13 protein-coding genes are annotated in these 14,993 nt (G+C 72.9%); 9 read left to right on the forward strand and 4 right to left on the reverse strand.

Features of this window, described 5'->3' with window-relative positions; translation table 11 throughout:
• Positions 1-242 precede the first annotated feature (242 nt).
• Positions 243-650 carry a YciI family protein gene (locus AB0881_RS21745; RefSeq protein WP_366619214.1) on the forward strand — a complete coding sequence of 136 codons (408 nt, stop codon included), beginning with the start codon at positions 243-245 and terminating at the stop codon, positions 648-650.
• Positions 651-658: 8 nt separating this feature from the next.
• A complete protein-coding gene (locus AB0881_RS21750) occupies positions 659-1,798 on the forward strand; it encodes a DUF6596 domain-containing protein (protein WP_366619366.1) in 1,140 nt (379 codons plus the stop codon).
• Positions 1,799-1,820: 22 nt separating this feature from the next.
• Here AB0881_RS21750 and AB0881_RS21755 read toward each other — a convergent pair whose 3' ends face one another.
• Complete coding sequence (locus AB0881_RS21755) at positions 1,821-2,318, reverse strand: DUF523 domain-containing protein (RefSeq protein ID WP_366619216.1); 498 nt, start codon at positions 2,316-2,318, stop codon at positions 1,821-1,823.
• 93 nt (positions 2,319-2,411) lie between these two features.
• On the opposite strand from AB0881_RS21755, the gene ctaD reads away from it, so the two are divergent.
• The 4 genes from ctaD to AB0881_RS21775 all read left to right on the forward strand — a co-directional run bounded on the left by ctaD (position 2,412) and on the right by AB0881_RS21775 (position 9,033).
• Positions 2,412-4,079, forward strand: a complete 1,668-nt coding sequence (gene ctaD, locus AB0881_RS21760; RefSeq protein ID WP_366619217.1) for a cytochrome c oxidase subunit I — start codon at positions 2,412-2,414, stop codon at positions 4,077-4,079.
• A 181-nt stretch (positions 4,080-4,260) separates the two neighbouring features.
• Positions 4,261-7,365 carry a nitrate- and nitrite sensing domain-containing protein gene (locus AB0881_RS21765; RefSeq protein WP_366619219.1) on the forward strand — a complete coding sequence of 1,035 codons (3,105 nt, stop codon included), beginning with the start codon at positions 4,261-4,263 and terminating at the stop codon, positions 7,363-7,365.
• On the forward strand, positions 7,365-7,745 hold the full coding sequence (locus AB0881_RS21770; RefSeq protein WP_366619221.1) for a DUF742 domain-containing protein: 381 nt from the start codon (positions 7,365-7,367) through the stop codon (positions 7,743-7,745). Before AB0881_RS21765 ends, AB0881_RS21770 begins: the two co-directional genes overlap by 1 nt.
• On the forward strand, positions 7,726-9,033 hold the full coding sequence (locus tag AB0881_RS21775; protein WP_366619223.1) for an ABC transporter substrate-binding protein: 1,308 nt from the start codon (positions 7,726-7,728) through the stop codon (positions 9,031-9,033). Before AB0881_RS21770 ends, AB0881_RS21775 begins: the two co-directional genes overlap by 20 nt.
• A gap of 13 nt (positions 9,034-9,046) precedes the next feature.
• Here the strand turns inward: AB0881_RS21775 and AB0881_RS21780 are convergent, their stop codons facing one another.
• The 3 genes from AB0881_RS21780 to AB0881_RS21790 all read right to left on the reverse strand — a co-directional run bounded on the left by AB0881_RS21780 (position 9,047) and on the right by AB0881_RS21790 (position 11,753).
• Entirely contained in the window at positions 9,047-9,868 is an 822-nt protein-coding gene (locus AB0881_RS21780; protein ID WP_366619225.1) for an SDR family oxidoreductase, read from the reverse strand.
• Between the two features lie 143 nt (positions 9,869-10,011).
• Complete coding sequence (locus tag AB0881_RS21785) at positions 10,012-11,022, reverse strand: diiron oxygenase (protein WP_366619227.1); 1,011 nt, start codon at positions 11,020-11,022, stop codon at positions 10,012-10,014.
• A 44-nt stretch (positions 11,023-11,066) separates the two neighbouring features.
• Positions 11,067-11,753 (reverse strand): TetR/AcrR family transcriptional regulator, encoded by a 687-nt coding sequence (locus AB0881_RS21790; protein WP_366619228.1) that lies wholly within the window; start codon positions 11,751-11,753, stop codon positions 11,067-11,069.
• A gap of 218 nt (positions 11,754-11,971) precedes the next feature.
• Between AB0881_RS21790 and AB0881_RS21795 the strand changes: the two genes are divergently transcribed.
• The 3 genes from AB0881_RS21795 (at position 11,972) to AB0881_RS21805 (ending at position 14,981) form a co-directional block, all read left to right on the forward strand.
• Positions 11,972-13,219, forward strand: coding sequence for an FtsX-like permease family protein (locus tag AB0881_RS21795; protein WP_366619230.1), 1,248 nt, complete (start codon positions 11,972-11,974; stop codon positions 13,217-13,219).
• Between the two features lie 36 nt (positions 13,220-13,255).
• Positions 13,256-14,467 carry a pyridoxal phosphate-dependent aminotransferase gene (locus AB0881_RS21800; RefSeq protein ID WP_366619232.1) on the forward strand — a complete coding sequence of 404 codons (1,212 nt, stop codon included), beginning with the start codon at positions 13,256-13,258 and terminating at the stop codon, positions 14,465-14,467.
• 70 nt (positions 14,468-14,537) lie between these two features.
• Entirely contained in the window at positions 14,538-14,981 is a 444-nt protein-coding gene (locus AB0881_RS21805) for a pyridoxamine 5'-phosphate oxidase family protein (protein ID WP_366619234.1), read from the forward strand.
• The last annotated feature ends 12 nt before the right edge of the window (positions 14,982-14,993 follow it).

Raw genomic sequence — 14,993 nt, forward strand, 5'->3', positions numbered from 1 at the left:
ATGGTACTGCATGGGAGACTGTGTGGGAGAGTAGGACACCGCCGGACATTTATTAGGGGAAGGCCCCGCCAGTGATGGCGGGGCCTTCTTCATTTTCCAGGGGTTTTGTGGCTGGAGTGGGCCCGGCGGGCGTCTCTGAGGACGTTCAAGATTCTTTTGGGTGGGTGTCGAGAAGCGGCGGTCGGCTCCGTCCCCGTAGTGGATGCGCCAAGATGGGGCGCACAGTACGGAGGAGGACCACGATGGCCAAGTACCTGCTGCTCAAGCACTACCGCGGCGCTCCGGCCTCGGTCAACGACGTGCCGATGGAGAAGTGGACGCCCGAGGAGATCTCGGCGCACGTGCAGTACATGCGCGACTTCGCGGACCGGCTCGTGGAGACCGGCGAGTTCGTCGACAGCCAGGCGCTCGCGCCCGAGGGGACGTTCGTCCGGTACGACGGTGAGGGGCGGCCGCCGGTCACCGACGGCCCGTTCGCCGAGACCAAGGACCTCATCGCCGGCTGGATGGTGATCGACGTCGACACCTACGAGCGTGCCCTCGAACTCGCCGGTGAACTGTCGGCGGCCCCGGGCGCCGGCGGCGCGCCGATCCACGAGTGGCTGGAGGTGCGGCCGTTCCTGACGGAGCCGCCTACCATCACGGAGTGACCTCACCGATGGACGAGGCTCTGCTCCGGAGCCTCACGCCGAGTGTGATCGGAATCCTCGTCCGCCGCGGAGCCGACTTCGCGGCGGCCGAGGACGCCGTGCAGGACGCGCTGGTGAAGGCGGTCCGGGTCTGGCCGGACGATCCGCCGCGGGATCCGAAGGGCTGGCTGGTCACCACGGCCTGGCACCGGTTCCTCGACGCGACCCGGGCGGACAGCGCCCGCCGCCGGCGCGAGGACCTCCTCGGGGAGGAGCCGGAGCCCGGGCCCGCGCCCGCGGTGGACGACACGCTCCAGCTCTACTTCCTGTGCGCGCACCCGTCGCTGACGCCGTCGTCCGCGGTCGCTCTGACGCTGCGCGCCGTCGGCGGGCTCACCACCCGCCAGATCGCCGCCGCCTACCTGGTGCCCGAGGCGACCATGGCGCAGCGGATCAGCCGCGCCAAGCGCACCGTCTCCGGCGTGCGGTTCGACCGGCCCGGCGATGTCGCCACCGTGCTGCGCGTCCTCTACCTGGTCTTCAACGAGGGCTACTCCGGTGACGTGGACCTCGCCGCCGAGGCGATCCGGCTCACCCGGCGACTCGCGGCGATGATCGACCATCCCGAGGTGTCGGGGCTGCTCGCGCTGATGCTGCTCCACCATGCCCGGCGCGCCACCCGTACGGCGCCCGACGGCGGTCTGGTGCCGCTCGCGGAGCAGGACCGCTGCCGCTGGGACACCGCGTTGATCGCTGAAGGTGTCGGGATCCTGCAGGTGGCGCTCGCCCGGGACCGGCTCGGCGAGTTCCAGGCCCAGGCGGCCATCGCGGCCCTGCACGCCGACGCGCCCACGGCCGGGGAGACCGACTGGGTGCAGATCGTCGAGTGGTACGACGAGCTGGCGGGGCTCACCGGCAGCCCGATCGTCCGGCTGAACCGTGCGGTGGCCGTCGGTGAGGCCGACGGGCCGCGTGCCGGGCTGGCGGCGCTCGCGGAGCTGGACGACTCGCTGCCCCGCCACGCCGCGGTGGCGGCGTACCTGCACGAGCGCGCCGGGGACCTGGACGCGGCGGCGCGCCTGTACGCCGAGGCGGCCCGGAAGGCTCCCAACCTCGCCGAACGCGACTACCTGACCCGCCAGGCCGCCCGCCTCAACACCCGAAGCTGACGCCCGGTACCGCGGCCGGCGGTCAGGAGGCGGTGGCCTCCAGGCGGGCGAGGTGGGCCGCGGCGTCGTCGAGGGTGTGCTCGTTGAAGACGTGGACGCCCGCGCGGCGCAGCAGAGCCGTCGTGAGGCCGATCCCGGGGGTCTTGGTGCCGGTGAACGTGCCGTCGTAGACCTGGTGGCTGGCGCAGGAGGGGCTGCCCTCCTTGAGGATCGCCATCCGGGCGCCGGCGCGTTCGGCGGCGGCGAGGGCCAGGCGGGCGCCGTGGAGGAACGCGGCCGTGACGTCGGTCCCGTCGGCGGTGAGGACGCGGCCGGTCCCGGCCAGGACGGCGGCGGCGTCCCCGTCGAGTTCGGCGGGCGGGCGCGGGGTCGGCAGGCCGCCGGACACTTCCGGGCAGAACGGCACCAGGCGGCCCTCGGCGCGCCAGCGGTCCATGAGCGCGCCGTGCACGGGTTTGGCGGCGCCGTCGTAGCGGACGGGCCGTCCCAGCAGGCAGGCGCTCACCAGGATGCGTTCCATGTTGTTTAGGTTATGCGCCCTGGGAAACCGTCTCTTGCGTCTGGTGGGGCGGCGGCGAATAGTTGAAGTGACCCCGTTCACAGGAGCGTCGGCATGGTCCTTCTCGGCCGCCCCGTACCGGAGGCGCAGCCGCGGGTGCGTCCCGCGGGTTCGGTACTGGTCTCGTGGATGACGACCACCGATCACAAGGTGATCGGCTATCTGTACCTGTCCACCTCGTTCGTCTTCTTCCTGCTGGCCGGGCTGATGGCCATGGTGCTGCGGGGCGAGCTGGCCGAGCCCGGCCTGCAGATGGTGAGCAACGAGCAGTACAACCAGATGTTCACCATCCACGGGACGGTGATGCTGCTGCTGTTCGCGACGCCGCTGTTCGTGGGGTTCGCGAACGTGATCATGCCGCTGCAGATCGGCGCGCCGGACGTGGCGTTCCCGCGGCTCAACATGTTCAGCTACTGGCTGTTCCTGTTCGGCGGGCTGATCGTGTTCCTGTCGTTCGTGACGCCGGGCGGGGCGGCCGCCTTCGGCTGGACGGGATACGCGCCGCTGTCGGACGCCGTCCGCTCACCGGGGGTGGGCGGCGATCTGTGGATCATGGGGCTGGTGCTGTCCGGGTTCGGCACCATCCTGGGCGGGGTCAACTTCATCACGACGATCATCGGGATGCGGGCGCCCGGCATGACGATGTTCCGGATGCCCATCTTCACCTGGAACATCCTGCTGACGAGCCTGCTCGTGCTGATGGCGTTCCCGGTGCTGGCGGCGGCGCTGCTGGCGCTGGAGGCGGACCGGCGGCTGGGCGCGCACGTGTACGACCCGTCCCTGGGCGGCGCGCTGCTGTGGCAGCACCTGTTCTGGTTCTTCGGCCATCCCGAGGTGTACATCATCGCGCTGCCGTTCTTCGGCATCATCACCGAGGTCATTCCGGTGTTCAGCCGCAAGCCGCTGTTCGGCTACATCGGGATGGTGGGGGCGACGCTCATGATCGCCGGGCTGTCGATGGCGGTGTGGGCGCACCACATGTTCGCGACCGGGCAGGTGCTGCTGCCGTTCTTCTCGTTCATGTCGTTCCTGATCGCGGTGCCGACCGGCATCAAGTTCTTCAACTGGGTCGGCACGATGTGGCGCGGGACGATCACGATGGAGACGCCGATGCTGTTCTCGGTCGGCTTCCTGGTGACGTTCCTGTTCGGCGGGCTGACCGGGGTGATCCTGGCGTCGCCGCCGCTGGACTTCCACGTCACCGATTCGTACTTCGTGGTCGCGCACTTCCATTACGTGGTGTTCGGCACGGTGGTCTTCGCGATGTTCGCCGGCTTCTACTTCTGGTGGCCGAAGATGACGGGGAAGATGCTGAACGAGCCGCTCGGCAAGTGGCATTTCTGGTTCCTGTTCATCGGCTTCCACACGACGTTCCTGGTGCAGCACTGGCTGGGGGCCGAGGGGATGCCGCGGCGGTACGCGGACTACCCGGAGGAGTTCACGGCGCTGAACCGCGTGTCGAGCCTGGGCGCCCTGATCCTGGGCGTCTCCACGCTGTTCTTCATCTACAACGTGTACCGGACGGCCAGGCACGCGCCGCGGGTGGACGCCGACGATCCGTGGGGCTTCGGCAACTCGCTGGAGTGGGCGACGTCGTCCCCGCCGCCACGGCATAATTTCGTCGCGATCCCGCGGATCCGATCCGAGCGTCCCGCGTTCGACCTGCACTTTCCCCGGCGGGACGCGGTGGAGCAGGGACGCGTTGGTCCATCGAAGGAATGAGGTTTCCCGCCCCCCGGCCGACCGCTTCGTCACGCGGGAGTAACAATCACCTGCCGTGAGGCAATCCGGCCGAGTGTCTCGCGGCGATGGAGTACGGTTCTCACACCGTCGAGTGAGATGGATCACAGGAGAACGTAGGGGGCGCCGTGAGCGTTGTCCGTGCCGCCGGCGTGGGGGCCTGATGGCGGGGCGTACGAGGTCCGTCAAGTCCAGGATCGTGGTCCTGCTGGTCCTGCCGGTCACCGCGCTGGTGGCGCTGTGGGCGTTCGCCGCGGCCCAGTCGCTGCAGGACAGCCTCCGGCAGACGCGGGCGCGCACGTTCACCGAGAAGGTGCTGCGGCCGACCGACCAGATGATCGCGGCGCTGCAGGACGAGCGCCGCATGTCGCTGTCGTTCCTCGGCGACGACGCCACGATCGGCCGCGCCGGGTTCGACGCGCAGCGCGCCGAGACCGACCGCACCCGCGACCTGTTCCGCCGGTCGGCGGCCGACGGCGACATCGCGGGCGCGACCCGGCCCGCGACGCGGGAGCGGATGGCGCGGCTGGCGAGCGCCCTCGGCGGGCTGGACGAGCTGCGCCGTTCCGTGGACGGGCGGGCGCTGGACCGCGCGCAGGCGCTCGGCCGCTACACCGAGTACATCGAGCTGGCCGCCGAGATCTACGACGAGGTCCACTCGCTGGACCCCGAGCTGGTGCGGGCCAACCGGATCCTGCGCACCCTGGAACGCGCCAGGGAGAACCTCTCCCGCGAGGACGCGCTGGTCACCGGCGCGCTGGCCGCCGGGCGGCTGGGCGACCAGGAGCACCTGCAGCTGGTGCAGTTCGCCGGCGCGCACCGGTTCCTGTACGACGACGCCTCGCGCGGCCTGCCGCCCGCCGAGCGCGCCGCGTACGAGCGGATCGTCTCCGGCCCCGAGTTCACCCGGTTCAAGGACCTGGAGGACCGGCTGATGCGCGGCGGCGCCACCGACCGGCGGCCCGCCGTCGACATCGGCGCCTGGCACACCTCCACCGAGTCCGCGGACGCCCAGCTGGCCGGGTTCTCGAACGCGATCCGGTCCGCCACGACCGCGCGCGCCCGCGACGAGGCCAGTAGCGTGCTGCTGCGGCTGGGCCTGATGGGTGGGCTCGGGCTGGTCGCGGTCGTGGTGGCGATCGTCGTCGCGGTGCGGGCCGGCCGCCGGCTGATCGTGGAGAGCCGCGACATGGCCGCCGCCGTGTCGGAGTTCGCGCACCACCGGCTCCCGGAGATCAGCGAGCGGGCGCGGCGGGGCGAGCCCGTCCCGCAGGAGGCGCCGCGCGCGGCCGGGGCGTTCCGGGTGACGGAGATCGCGCAGATCGACCGGGCGTTCGGCGAGGCCCGCCGGGAGGTCGTCCGCGCGGCCGAGGGCGAGGCGGCCGCGCACAAGCGGCTGAACGAGGTGTTCGTGACCCTGGCCCGCCGCAACCAGTCGCTGCTGCAGCGGCTGCTGCGGATGCTGGAGGCGATGCAGCGCGGCACCGAGGACCCGGACGAACTGGAGCGGCTGTTCGAGCTCGACTCGCTGGCCACCCGGATGCGGCGGCACGCCGAGGGCCTGGTGATCCTGTCCGGGCGCCCGTCCGGCCGCAGCTGGCGCAACCCCGTCCGGCTCGTGGACGTGGCGCGCGCCGCGGCCGCCGAGGTGGAGGACTACGCCCGCGTCGAGGTCGTGCCGATGGGACGGACCGCGCTGAGCGGCCCGGCCGTGGCCGACACCATCCACCTGATGGCCGAGCTGATCGAGAACGCGGCCACGTTCTCCCCGCCCAGCACCCCGATCCGGGTGACCGGCCAGCAGGTCGCGCACGGCTTCGCGCTGGAGGTCGAGGACCGCGGCCTCGGCATCGACCCGGAGACCATGGAGGAGCTGAACCGGCTGCTGGCGACGGACCCCGAGCTGGACCTGGACGACAGCGCCCGGCTCGGCCTGTTCGTCGTCGCGCGGCTGGCGGCCCGGCACGGCATCAAGGTCACGCTGCGCGGCTCGCCGTACGGCGGCGTCATCGCGATCGCGCTGGTCCCGCCGGACCTGGTCGTGGAGCCGGGCGAGATCGACCCGGCGGCCGGCCGCCGCAAGCCCGCCCCGATCGCCGCCGGCCCGTCCGGCGCCGTACCCGCGCTCGCCGCGCCCGTCCCCACCGAGCCCGGCAGCGAAGTGCCAGGACGTCCCAGCGAGGCGACCGGCCCCATCGCGTCGATCGGCCCCACGGGCTTCGCCGGCCCGACCGGCCCCGGCACCGCCCCCTGGGGCGACGCCCCCGGCCGCAGCGTCTCCGGCGAGTACACGTCCCCCAGCACCCCAGCCGCCCCCGCGCCCCCCGGCGGAACGAGCGAGGCCGCGAACGCCGGTCCTGGCGAGTACGGGACCTCTGGCGGATCTGGTGAGTACGCCGGAACCGGTGGCTCGGGCGAGCATGGAACCTCTGGCGGATCGGGCGGTTACGCGAGCTTCGGCGGCACAGGCGAGTACGCGACCCCTGGCGGAACAGGCGAGCGCGCGAGTTCCGGCGGGTGGGGCGACTACGCGTCGTCCGGCGGGTCGGGCGAGTACGCCGGTTCCGGCGGCTCAGGCGAGTACACGACCTCTGGGAGGTCGGGCGAGTACGGCGGCAGCGGCGGGCCGGGTGAGGGCGCGAGTTCTGGCGGGTGGGGCGAGTATGCGGCGCCCGGCGGCCCAGGTGAGCAGGCCGGTTCCGGCGGTTCAGGTGAGTACGGGACCTCTGGCGGGTCGGGCGAGGGCGCGGGTTCCGGCGGGTGGGGTGATTATGCGGCGCCCGGCGGGTCGGGCGAGTACGCGGCGCCTGGCAGGTCGGGCGAGTACGGCGGCAGGGGTGGGTACGCGAGCAGCTATGGCCCTGGAGAAGGCGCGGCGGCCGGCGGGTCGGGCGAGTATGCGGCGTCTGGCGGGTCGGGGGAAGGCTCCGCGTCCGGTGGGGCGGGGGAGTATTCGAGTTCTTCCAGGGGTGGCGAAGGCTCGGGGCGGGGTGCGGGTGGGGTCGAGCATCCGCCGACGCTGACGACCGGGGAGCTTCCGCTGCCCAGGAGGCGGCGGCAGGCCAGTCTCGCGCCGCAGCTCAGGCGGGCGGCCCCGCCGGAGCCGCCGGCGGCGGAGGACGACGACGAGCCGGCGGTGCGGTCGCCTGAGGCCGCCCGCGATCTCATGGCGACGATGCAGCGCGGCTGGCGGCGCGGCCGGGACGAGGCCGAGCCGGGCGGCGGTGGCGAGCGTGGGCCGGAGCACCCCGGGGGCGGCGGCGAGTGATGTCCGGGGACGGGCCGGACGACCTGTGGGTCGATGAGGAGGCCGGGCCGGTGGTCCGGCCGTTCGCCGTCGCGCGGGGGCGGACCCGCCAGCGCGGCGGCGAGCTGGACCTGATCTCGGTCGTGGTGACGGCCGAGGTGCCGATGCCGGAGCCGGCGACGCTGGGGCCCGAGGACGAGCGGATCCTGGAACGCTGCCTCAACCCGGTGTCGGTGGCCGAGCTGGCCGCCGACCTGATGCTGCCGGTGGGCGTGGTCCGGGTGCTGCTGGGCGATCTGATCGAACGGGGCCTGCTGGAGGTCCAGACACCGGTCCTCCAGGCGGACCGTCCCGACGTGCGCATTCTCAAGGAAGTGATCGATGGACTCCGTGCGCTCTGACAGGCTCCGCCGCAGGGGCAGGGCCCTGCTGGCCGGGGCGGCGCTGCTGGCGCTGCTGGCGGCGGGCTGCGGCGGTGCGGGCGACGGCGACTCGGCGTCGCCGGCGCCGGGCGTCACCCGGAAGCCGTGCCCGCAGCCGGTCAACGAGGACAACGGGTGCATCTACCTGGGCATCATCTCCGACCTGTCGGCGGGGCCGTTCAAGTCGCTGGGGGTGCCGCTGACGCGGGCGCAGCAGGTGTTCTGGGACCGGATCAACCGGCAGGGCGGCATCGGCGGGTACGACATCGACGCGCGCACGTACGTCCGCGACAACAAGTACGACCCCGCCACGCACCGCCGCGCCTTCCAGGAGATCAAGGACGATGTGCTGGCGCTGGCGCAGAGCCTGGGGTCGCCGACGACCGAGGCGATCCTGACCGAGCTGCGGGCCGGCCGGATGATCGCGGTGCCGGCCTCGTACCCGTCCAAGTGGGAGTTCGAGAACGTCATCCTGGAGGCGGGGGCGTCGTACTGCTTCGAGGCCATGAACGCCGTCGACTACGCGGTCGACAACCTGGGGGCCCGCAGCGCGATGGCGGTCTACTTCCCGGGGGACTACGGGGGCGACGCGGCGGCCGGCGCGAAGGCCGCGGCCCGGGCGCGCGGGCTGTCGTACTCGGAGGTGCCCACGAAGCAGGGCGCGGCGGCACAGGACGCGGCGATCAGGACGATCGTGGAGCGCAGGCCGGACGTGGTGATGCTGACGACCGGCCCGGCCGAGGCCGCGGCCATCGTCGCCAAGACCGTCGCGGCGGGGTTCCGCGGCGAGTTCATGGGCAGCAACCCGACCTTCGTCAAGGAGCTGCTGCGGTCGCCGGCGTTCCCGGTGCTGAAGGAGAAGTTCTGGTACGTGGCGCCCTGGAAGCCGTTCGCGTACGACTCGCCGGGGCACACCGCGATGCGCCAGGCGCTCGGCCGGGTGGACCCCGACGACTCGTACACCACCGGCTGGACGCTCTCGTACGCGCTCAAGACGGTCCTGGAGAAGGCGGCGGCGAACGGGAACCTGACGCGGGAGGGCGTGTACGAGGCGCTCGGCCAGGTGACGCGGGTCGACTACGAGGGCATGCTGCCCGCGCACGCGGGCGACTTCTCCGGCACGCCGAACTCGGCGGCGTTCCGCGAGTCGGTGATCTCGCGTCCCGACGAGCGGCAGTACACCGGAACGCGCGTCATCACGGACTTCTTCGCGGGGCCGACGGCCAAGAGCCACCGGCTGGACGCGCCCTGCTACAGCCCGCGGTGACCCCGGGGGCGGTTCACCGCTTGTCGGTCCGGATCCGGTCCACGGCGAGCTGTGCGACCCGTACGGCGGCGCCGGGGTTGAGGCGGACGCCGCGCCAGGCGGCCCGGCCGTGCGCCGGGGCGACGATGAGCGCCTGGTTGCGGCGCACGCCGCGCATGATGTCGCGGGCGAGCTTCTCGGCGGTGTAGAGCCGCGGGGACGCCTTGGCGATGTCGTTCTTGGCGTCGCCGCTCATCGGCGTCTCGGGCAGGCCGGGGTTGACGTTGGCGAGCAGCGGGGTGTCGACGAAGCTGGGGCACACGACGCTGACCTTGACGCCGCGGCCGGCGGCCTCGGCGCGCAGGCCGAGCGACAGGCCGACGACGGCGTGCTTGGTGGCGGTGTAGGGGATGCCGATCGGCATCGGGACGAGCCCGGCGAGCGAGGCGGTGTTGACGATGTGCCCGGAGCCCTGCTCCAGCATGATCGGGTACGCGGCGTGCACGCCGTGCACCACGCCCTTGAGGTTGATGTCGATCGCGCGGTTCCAGTGGTCGAGGGTGAGCTCCTCGGCCAGCCCGCCGATCGCGATGCCGGCGTTGTTGAACACCAGGTCGAGCGCGCCGTGCTCGTCGCGTACCGCGCCGTAGGCCTCGGCGACCGCGGCGGCGTCGGTGACGTCGAGCCGGGCGGCGGTCGCCTTGCCGCGGCCGAGGGTGTTGAGCCGGTCGGCGACCTTGCCCGCGCCGGCCTCGTCGATGTCGGTGACGACGACGGTGTCGCCGCGGGCCACCAGTGCCGTGGCGATCGCGCGGCCGATGCCGGACGCGCCCCCGGTCACGATAGCGATGCTCATCGCTGCTCCGCTCCCATATTGGATGCCGTGTTGAATTGCGCCGAGTCTAGGGCGGCCGCGTCCCCTTGAACACCCGTCCCGGGCAACACTCCCGCCCGCCTCCCGCGCACTTTCGCACGGGAGGCGGGCGGGAACGGAGCGGCTCAGGCGGCCTTGGCGGCGCGGCGGGGGCCGGACGTCCGGCGCGCCTTGGGCTCGTCCCAGATGCCCAGCGCCTTCCACAGCCGGCGGTTGACCGGGGTGATCAGGCCCAGTTCGGCCATCAGGTCGCGGACCTTGCCGACCGAGTCGCTGACCTCGTCCATGTGGGCGCCGTCCTTGTACGCCTCGCGGACGACCTCCGGCGGGATGTTGAAGCGCTTGACCATCGGCCCGGGCGGGGAGAGCATGATCCGCGCCATCCAGCCGAGGATCAGCGGCGAGGCGATGCCGATGGCGCGCCGCCGGCCCTTGCTCAGGTTCGGCACCCGGTGCTTGAGGTAGTGCCGGGCGAACGAGATGTGCCGGGCCTCCTCGGCGATGTGGATCTTCATGATCATCTCTTCGAGCGGGTGCTTGATGTGCCCGCCCTTGAGGTTCTTGCGCTGCACGTAGTCGATCGGGTCCTCGCCGCCGAGCACGAAGATGAAGAACAGTTCCGTGTTGACCAGCGGGATCCAGGGCGCGACCTGGGCGAGCGTGGTGAGCGCCCGGGGCATGCCGCGGATCGGCATCTTCGTGCGGTTCACGAACTCCTGGAACATCATGCCGTGATGACATTCCTCGGTCGTCTCGTGGTAGACGTACCGGAACTCGGGCCGCCCGTTCGGCAGCCAGTACGCGTAGTTCAGCAGCCCGCGCTTGAGCAGGTTCTCGAACTGGAGCCCGATCTTCATCGCGGTGGCCACCCGCCACAGCCCGATCTGGGCCTGGACCTCGACCGGCTGCGACCGGTACCACTCGGTCCGGCCGAGCTGGTCCATCTCGCCGAGGATCCAGCGGGGGTCGTTCGGGTCGATCTGGAGTTCGGGGTCGTCCCAGGGGATGTCGACGTACGCTTCCCAGTGCTTGTCGACGGAGGCCTTGTTGAGGCGGTCGATGACGCCGTGGTAGGAGCCGCGGTCCTTGACCTGCTCGCGGACTTCCTCGGCGAGGTCGGTGGGGGCTTCGGTCATGTCGGGCGCTCCCTCGCGGGTCGTGCTCAGGGGTGGAGTCGGGGTCAGGGGGCGGGCGCGGCCGCGGGGGCCGCCCCGGCGGCCGTACCCGGTACGGCGCCGGTGTCGGGGACGAGCAGCCGGGCGAAGTCCTTGAGCTGCGCCAGCACGGCGGCCTGGTGGCCGCCGGCGTCGCCGTCCAGCGAGTTCTGCAGCGACAGCCCGACCAGCAGGGCGAACAGGCCGCGGATCAGGGTGTCCACGAGATCCGGCGGGAGGGTCTCCGGGAACAGGTCGTGGAACACCTCCTTGACGATCTGGATCACGCGCTCGTTGAGGTCGACGCTGAGGACGCGCAGGTCCTCGTCGGTACGGCCGGCCAGGGCCAGCTCCAGCAGCGCCATCGCGGGCGGCTGCCGCAGCGTGTCCCAGAACAGGTCCAGGGCCCCGGCCACGTCGCGCCGGTCGTGAGGGAGGTCGGCGAACGCCTGCTCGTACTCGGCCCGCAGCCGGTCCAGCAGGTGCTCCAGCGCGGCGGCGACCAGCGCCATCTTCGTGGGGTAGTGGTGCTGCTGCGCGCCGCGCGAGACGCCGGCGCGCCGCGACACCTCGGTCGTCGACAGGCCCGACCAGCCGAGATCGGCCAGTGCCTCGGCGGTCGCGTCCAGCAGCCGCTGCTGGGTCTCGGTCCGCCGCTGGGCCTGGGTGCGCCGCCCGCCGTGCCGGCGGTGGTGGCGCCGTCGCTCGCTCACTGACACACCTCGAAGGTACGAGCGCGGTTACAAGCAAGCAAGCCTGCTTGTATGTTGCGCGCATCACAATTGGACATCGCGTCTTATTCGCCCGCCGCCGGAGACGCGCGTACGCCTTGCGGTGTACGGGCTCCCGGCTCCCTGCACCTGTGGATGCAGCCCGGGTGACGCTCCTCACCCGACGACGGGCGGCAGGCCGGGGGACGACGATCGCGTCCATGGCGGAGACGACGGGGTCCCCGGTGGCGGTCAGGCTCGCGTTCGGCGCTGCGCGGGAACGGGCGGCGGGCCCGCTGGCGGCGGTGTTCCTGGGCGTGACGTGGCTGGCCGGGACGCTGGCGCTGGGCGGCACGGTCACGGCCGGCCTGGACCGCCTCCACCCGCCAGGCCCGGAGCGCGGCGGGTCCCTGGCGCTGCTCCGCGGCGTGCCGGGGATCTTCGGGACGGTCGCGCTGGTGGCGGCGGGGGCCGGCGTCCACGGCGCGTTCGCGCGCACGCACGCGCGGCGCGCCCGCGAGTACGCGCGGCTGCGGGCGCTGGGCGCCACGCGCGGCCAGGTGCTCGGGATCGCGGCGGCCGAGGCCCTCGCCGTCGGCGCCGCGGGCACCCTCGCCGGGCTGGCGGCCGGGATCGGCTGCGCCGCGCTCCTCGCCCCCTCCGGGACCGGGCCGCCGATCGCCGGGGACGCCGCTCTGCTCGCCGTACCGGCCGGGCTGGGCGGCACGCTGCTGGCGGCCCTGCCCCCGGCCGTACGGGCGGTGCGGGTGCCGCCGGCGGTCGCGCCGCGCGAGGGCGGTCCCGCGCCGCCGGTGCCGCGCGTGCTCGTCTGGATCGTGCTGGCGGCCGTCGCCGCCGGGGCCGTCCTCACCGGCGCGCTGATCGGCTCGGCCAGCATGGCCGGTGTCGGCGCCGCGATGGCGGTGGCCGTCACGGCGCCGCTCGCCCCGCTCGCCGCCCGGCACGCCGCGAACCTCGCGGGCGAGGACACCGCCCGCGAGCCGCGCCGTACGGCCCGGGCGGGCTGCGCGGTCATGGCGGGGGCCGGGGCGGTCGCGTCGCTGGCGGTGCTCGCCGGGGCCGCGCGCGCCTCGGCCGCCCGCCTGCCGCCGGGCGCGGGCGCGTTACGCGGCGCCGTGGACGGCATGCTCGCGCTGGCGATCGCCGTCGTGGTGCTCGGCATGGCCGGCACGCTGGCGCTGTCGGCGCGCGAACGGGCCCGCGAGCCGGGCGCCGCCGGGTCGCGGGCCCGGGTGAACGCGCGGTGGGAGGCGCTGATCACCGTGCTGTACGGCACCGCCGCGGGCACCGGGCTCGGGCTGTTCCTGGGCTGGGCCCTGGTCCGGGCGCGGGACGCTCCGGTCACCGCGCCGCCTTTCCGGATCGGCCTGATCGTCATCGCCGTGGCCGCGGCGGGGATCGCGGCCGCGACCCGGGCGGCCGCCCGGCGGCCGCCGCCCACCCCGTGACGAAAACGCGTTGATCGCCGCGGATATGCTGCGTCCATGCAGGTCAATCAGTCGAGCAAGCTCACCAACGTCTGCTACGACATCCGCGGCCCGGTGCTCAAGCGGGCCAAGCAGCTGGAGGCCGAGGGGCAGCGGATCCTGAAGCTGCACATCGGCAACCCGGCCCCGTTCGGCTTCGAGGCCCCGCCCGAGCTGCTCCAGGACATGGTGCTCAACCTGCCGGAGGCGCACGGCTACAGCGACTCCAAGGGGATCCTCCCGGCCCGCCGCGCCGTCGTGCAGCGCGCCCAGGAACAGGGCATCCTCGGCGTGGACGTCGAGGACGTCTACCTCGGCAACGGCGTGTCCGAGCTGATCGTGATGACGCTGCAGGCGCTGCTCGACAACGGCGACGAGGTGCTGATCCCCGCGCCGGACTACCCGCTCTGGACGGCCGGCGTCTCCCTGACCGGCGGGACGCCCGTCCACTACCTGTGCGACGAGGCCGCGGCCTGGGCGCCGTCGCTGGAGGACATCGAGGCGAAGATCACTGACCGCACCCGGGCGATCGTGATCATCAACCCGAACAACCCGACCGGCGCCGTCTACCCGCGCCCGGTCCTGGAGGGCATCGTCGAGATCGCCCGCCGCCGCAACCTGATCATCTTCGCGGACGAGATCTACGACCGGATCCTGTACGACGGCGCCGAGCACGTCTCCATCGCCTCGCTGGCCCCCGACCTGCTGTGCCTCACCTTCGGCGGGCTGTCCAAGAACTACCGGGTCGCCGGTTTCCGCTCCGGCTGGCTGATCCTGTCCGGCCCGACCGAGCACGCCGAGTCGTACATCGAGGGCCTGGACATCCTGGCCAACATGCGGCTGTGCCCGAACGTCCCCGGCCAGCACGCGATCCAGGCCGCGCTCGGCGGCTACCAGAGCATCGACGACCTGGTGCTGCCGACCGGCCGGCTCGGCGAGCAGCGCGACCGCGCCTGGAAGCTGCTGAACGACATCCCCGGTGTCAGCTGCGCCCGGCCGGACGGCGCCCTGTACGTCTTCCCGCGGCTGGACCCGGACGTGTACCGGATCGAGGACGACGTGCGGTTCGCGTTCGACCTGCTGGAGCAGCAGCGGATCCTGATCGTCCAGGGGACCGGCTTCAACTGGCCCGCCACCGACCACTTCCGCGTGGTGACGCTCCAGTACGCCGACGACCTCGAAGAGGCGATCGGCCGGATCGGCGAGTTCCTGGAGACCCGCCGGGGCTGATCGTCGAGGCTGATCGCCGCGGCCGGCGGGGCGGGCGTGAGAGCCGGGGAACGGGGGAAGGACCCCGACCATGAACACACCTGCCGGACCGGGCCCGGCCGCCGACCGTCCCGTCCTCGAGGAGCTGGACACCGAGGAGTGCCTGGAGCTGATCTCGCCCGGCGGGATCGGCCGGGTCGCCTTCGACGACGGCGAGGGGCCCGCCGTCATCCCGGTGAACTACGCGGTCGAGGGCACGGCGGTGATCTTCCGTACCAGCCTGGAGGGGCGCCTCAACAAGAGCCTGGCCACCGTCCTGACCGGCGCGGCGGTCCGGATCGCGTTCGAGGTCGACCGGATCGACGAGGAGCGGCACGAGGGCTGGAGCGTGCTGCTGCGCGGCGGCGGCGAGCACCTGCCCGACCACGAGCGCCCGGCGGGCGCGTCCGTCGAGCCGTGGCCGGGCGGCGACCGCCCCGTCTACATCCGGATCGAACCGCAGGAGATCTCCGGCCGCCGCCTGCGCCACGGCTGACCGCCACGCTGA

The sequence above is a fragment of the Spirillospora sp. NPDC029432 genome (assembly GCF_040703975.1).
In the GTDB taxonomy this organism is placed as follows: Bacteria; Actinomycetota; Actinomycetes; order Streptosporangiales; family Streptosporangiaceae; genus Spirillospora.

What these genes read in the sequence shown, in the direction of transcription:
- AB0881_RS21795 (WP_366619230.1), top strand. Translation starts at nt 11,972, where the DNA reads ATGGCGGAGACGACGGGGTCCCCGGTGGCGGTCAGGCTCGCGTTCGGC.
- AB0881_RS21770 (WP_366619221.1), top strand. Translation starts at nt 7,365, where the DNA reads ATGTCCGGGGACGGGCCGGACGACCTGTGGGTCGATGAGGAGGCCGGG.
- AB0881_RS21750 (WP_366619366.1), top strand. Translation starts at nt 659, where the DNA reads ATGGACGAGGCTCTGCTCCGGAGCCTCACGCCGAGTGTGATCGGAATC.
- AB0881_RS21780 (WP_366619225.1), bottom strand. Translation starts at nt 9,868, where the DNA reads ATGAGCATCGCTATCGTGACCGGGGGCGCGTCCGGCATCGGCCGCGCG.
- AB0881_RS21765 (WP_366619219.1), top strand. Translation starts at nt 4,261, where the DNA reads ATGGCGGGGCGTACGAGGTCCGTCAAGTCCAGGATCGTGGTCCTGCTG.
- AB0881_RS21755 (WP_366619216.1), bottom strand. Translation starts at nt 2,318, where the DNA reads ATGGAACGCATCCTGGTGAGCGCCTGCCTGCTGGGACGGCCCGTCCGC.
- AB0881_RS21800 (WP_366619232.1), top strand. Translation starts at nt 13,256, where the DNA reads ATGCAGGTCAATCAGTCGAGCAAGCTCACCAACGTCTGCTACGACATC.
- AB0881_RS21805 (WP_366619234.1), top strand. Translation starts at nt 14,538, where the DNA reads ATGAACACACCTGCCGGACCGGGCCCGGCCGCCGACCGTCCCGTCCTC.
- AB0881_RS21785 (WP_366619227.1), bottom strand. Translation starts at nt 11,022, where the DNA reads ATGACCGAAGCCCCCACCGACCTCGCCGAGGAAGTCCGCGAGCAGGTC.
- AB0881_RS21745 (WP_366619214.1), top strand. Translation starts at nt 243, where the DNA reads ATGGCCAAGTACCTGCTGCTCAAGCACTACCGCGGCGCTCCGGCCTCG.
- AB0881_RS21775 (WP_366619223.1), top strand. Translation starts at nt 7,726, where the DNA reads ATGGACTCCGTGCGCTCTGACAGGCTCCGCCGCAGGGGCAGGGCCCTG.
- ctaD (WP_366619217.1), top strand. Translation starts at nt 2,412, where the DNA reads ATGGTCCTTCTCGGCCGCCCCGTACCGGAGGCGCAGCCGCGGGTGCGT.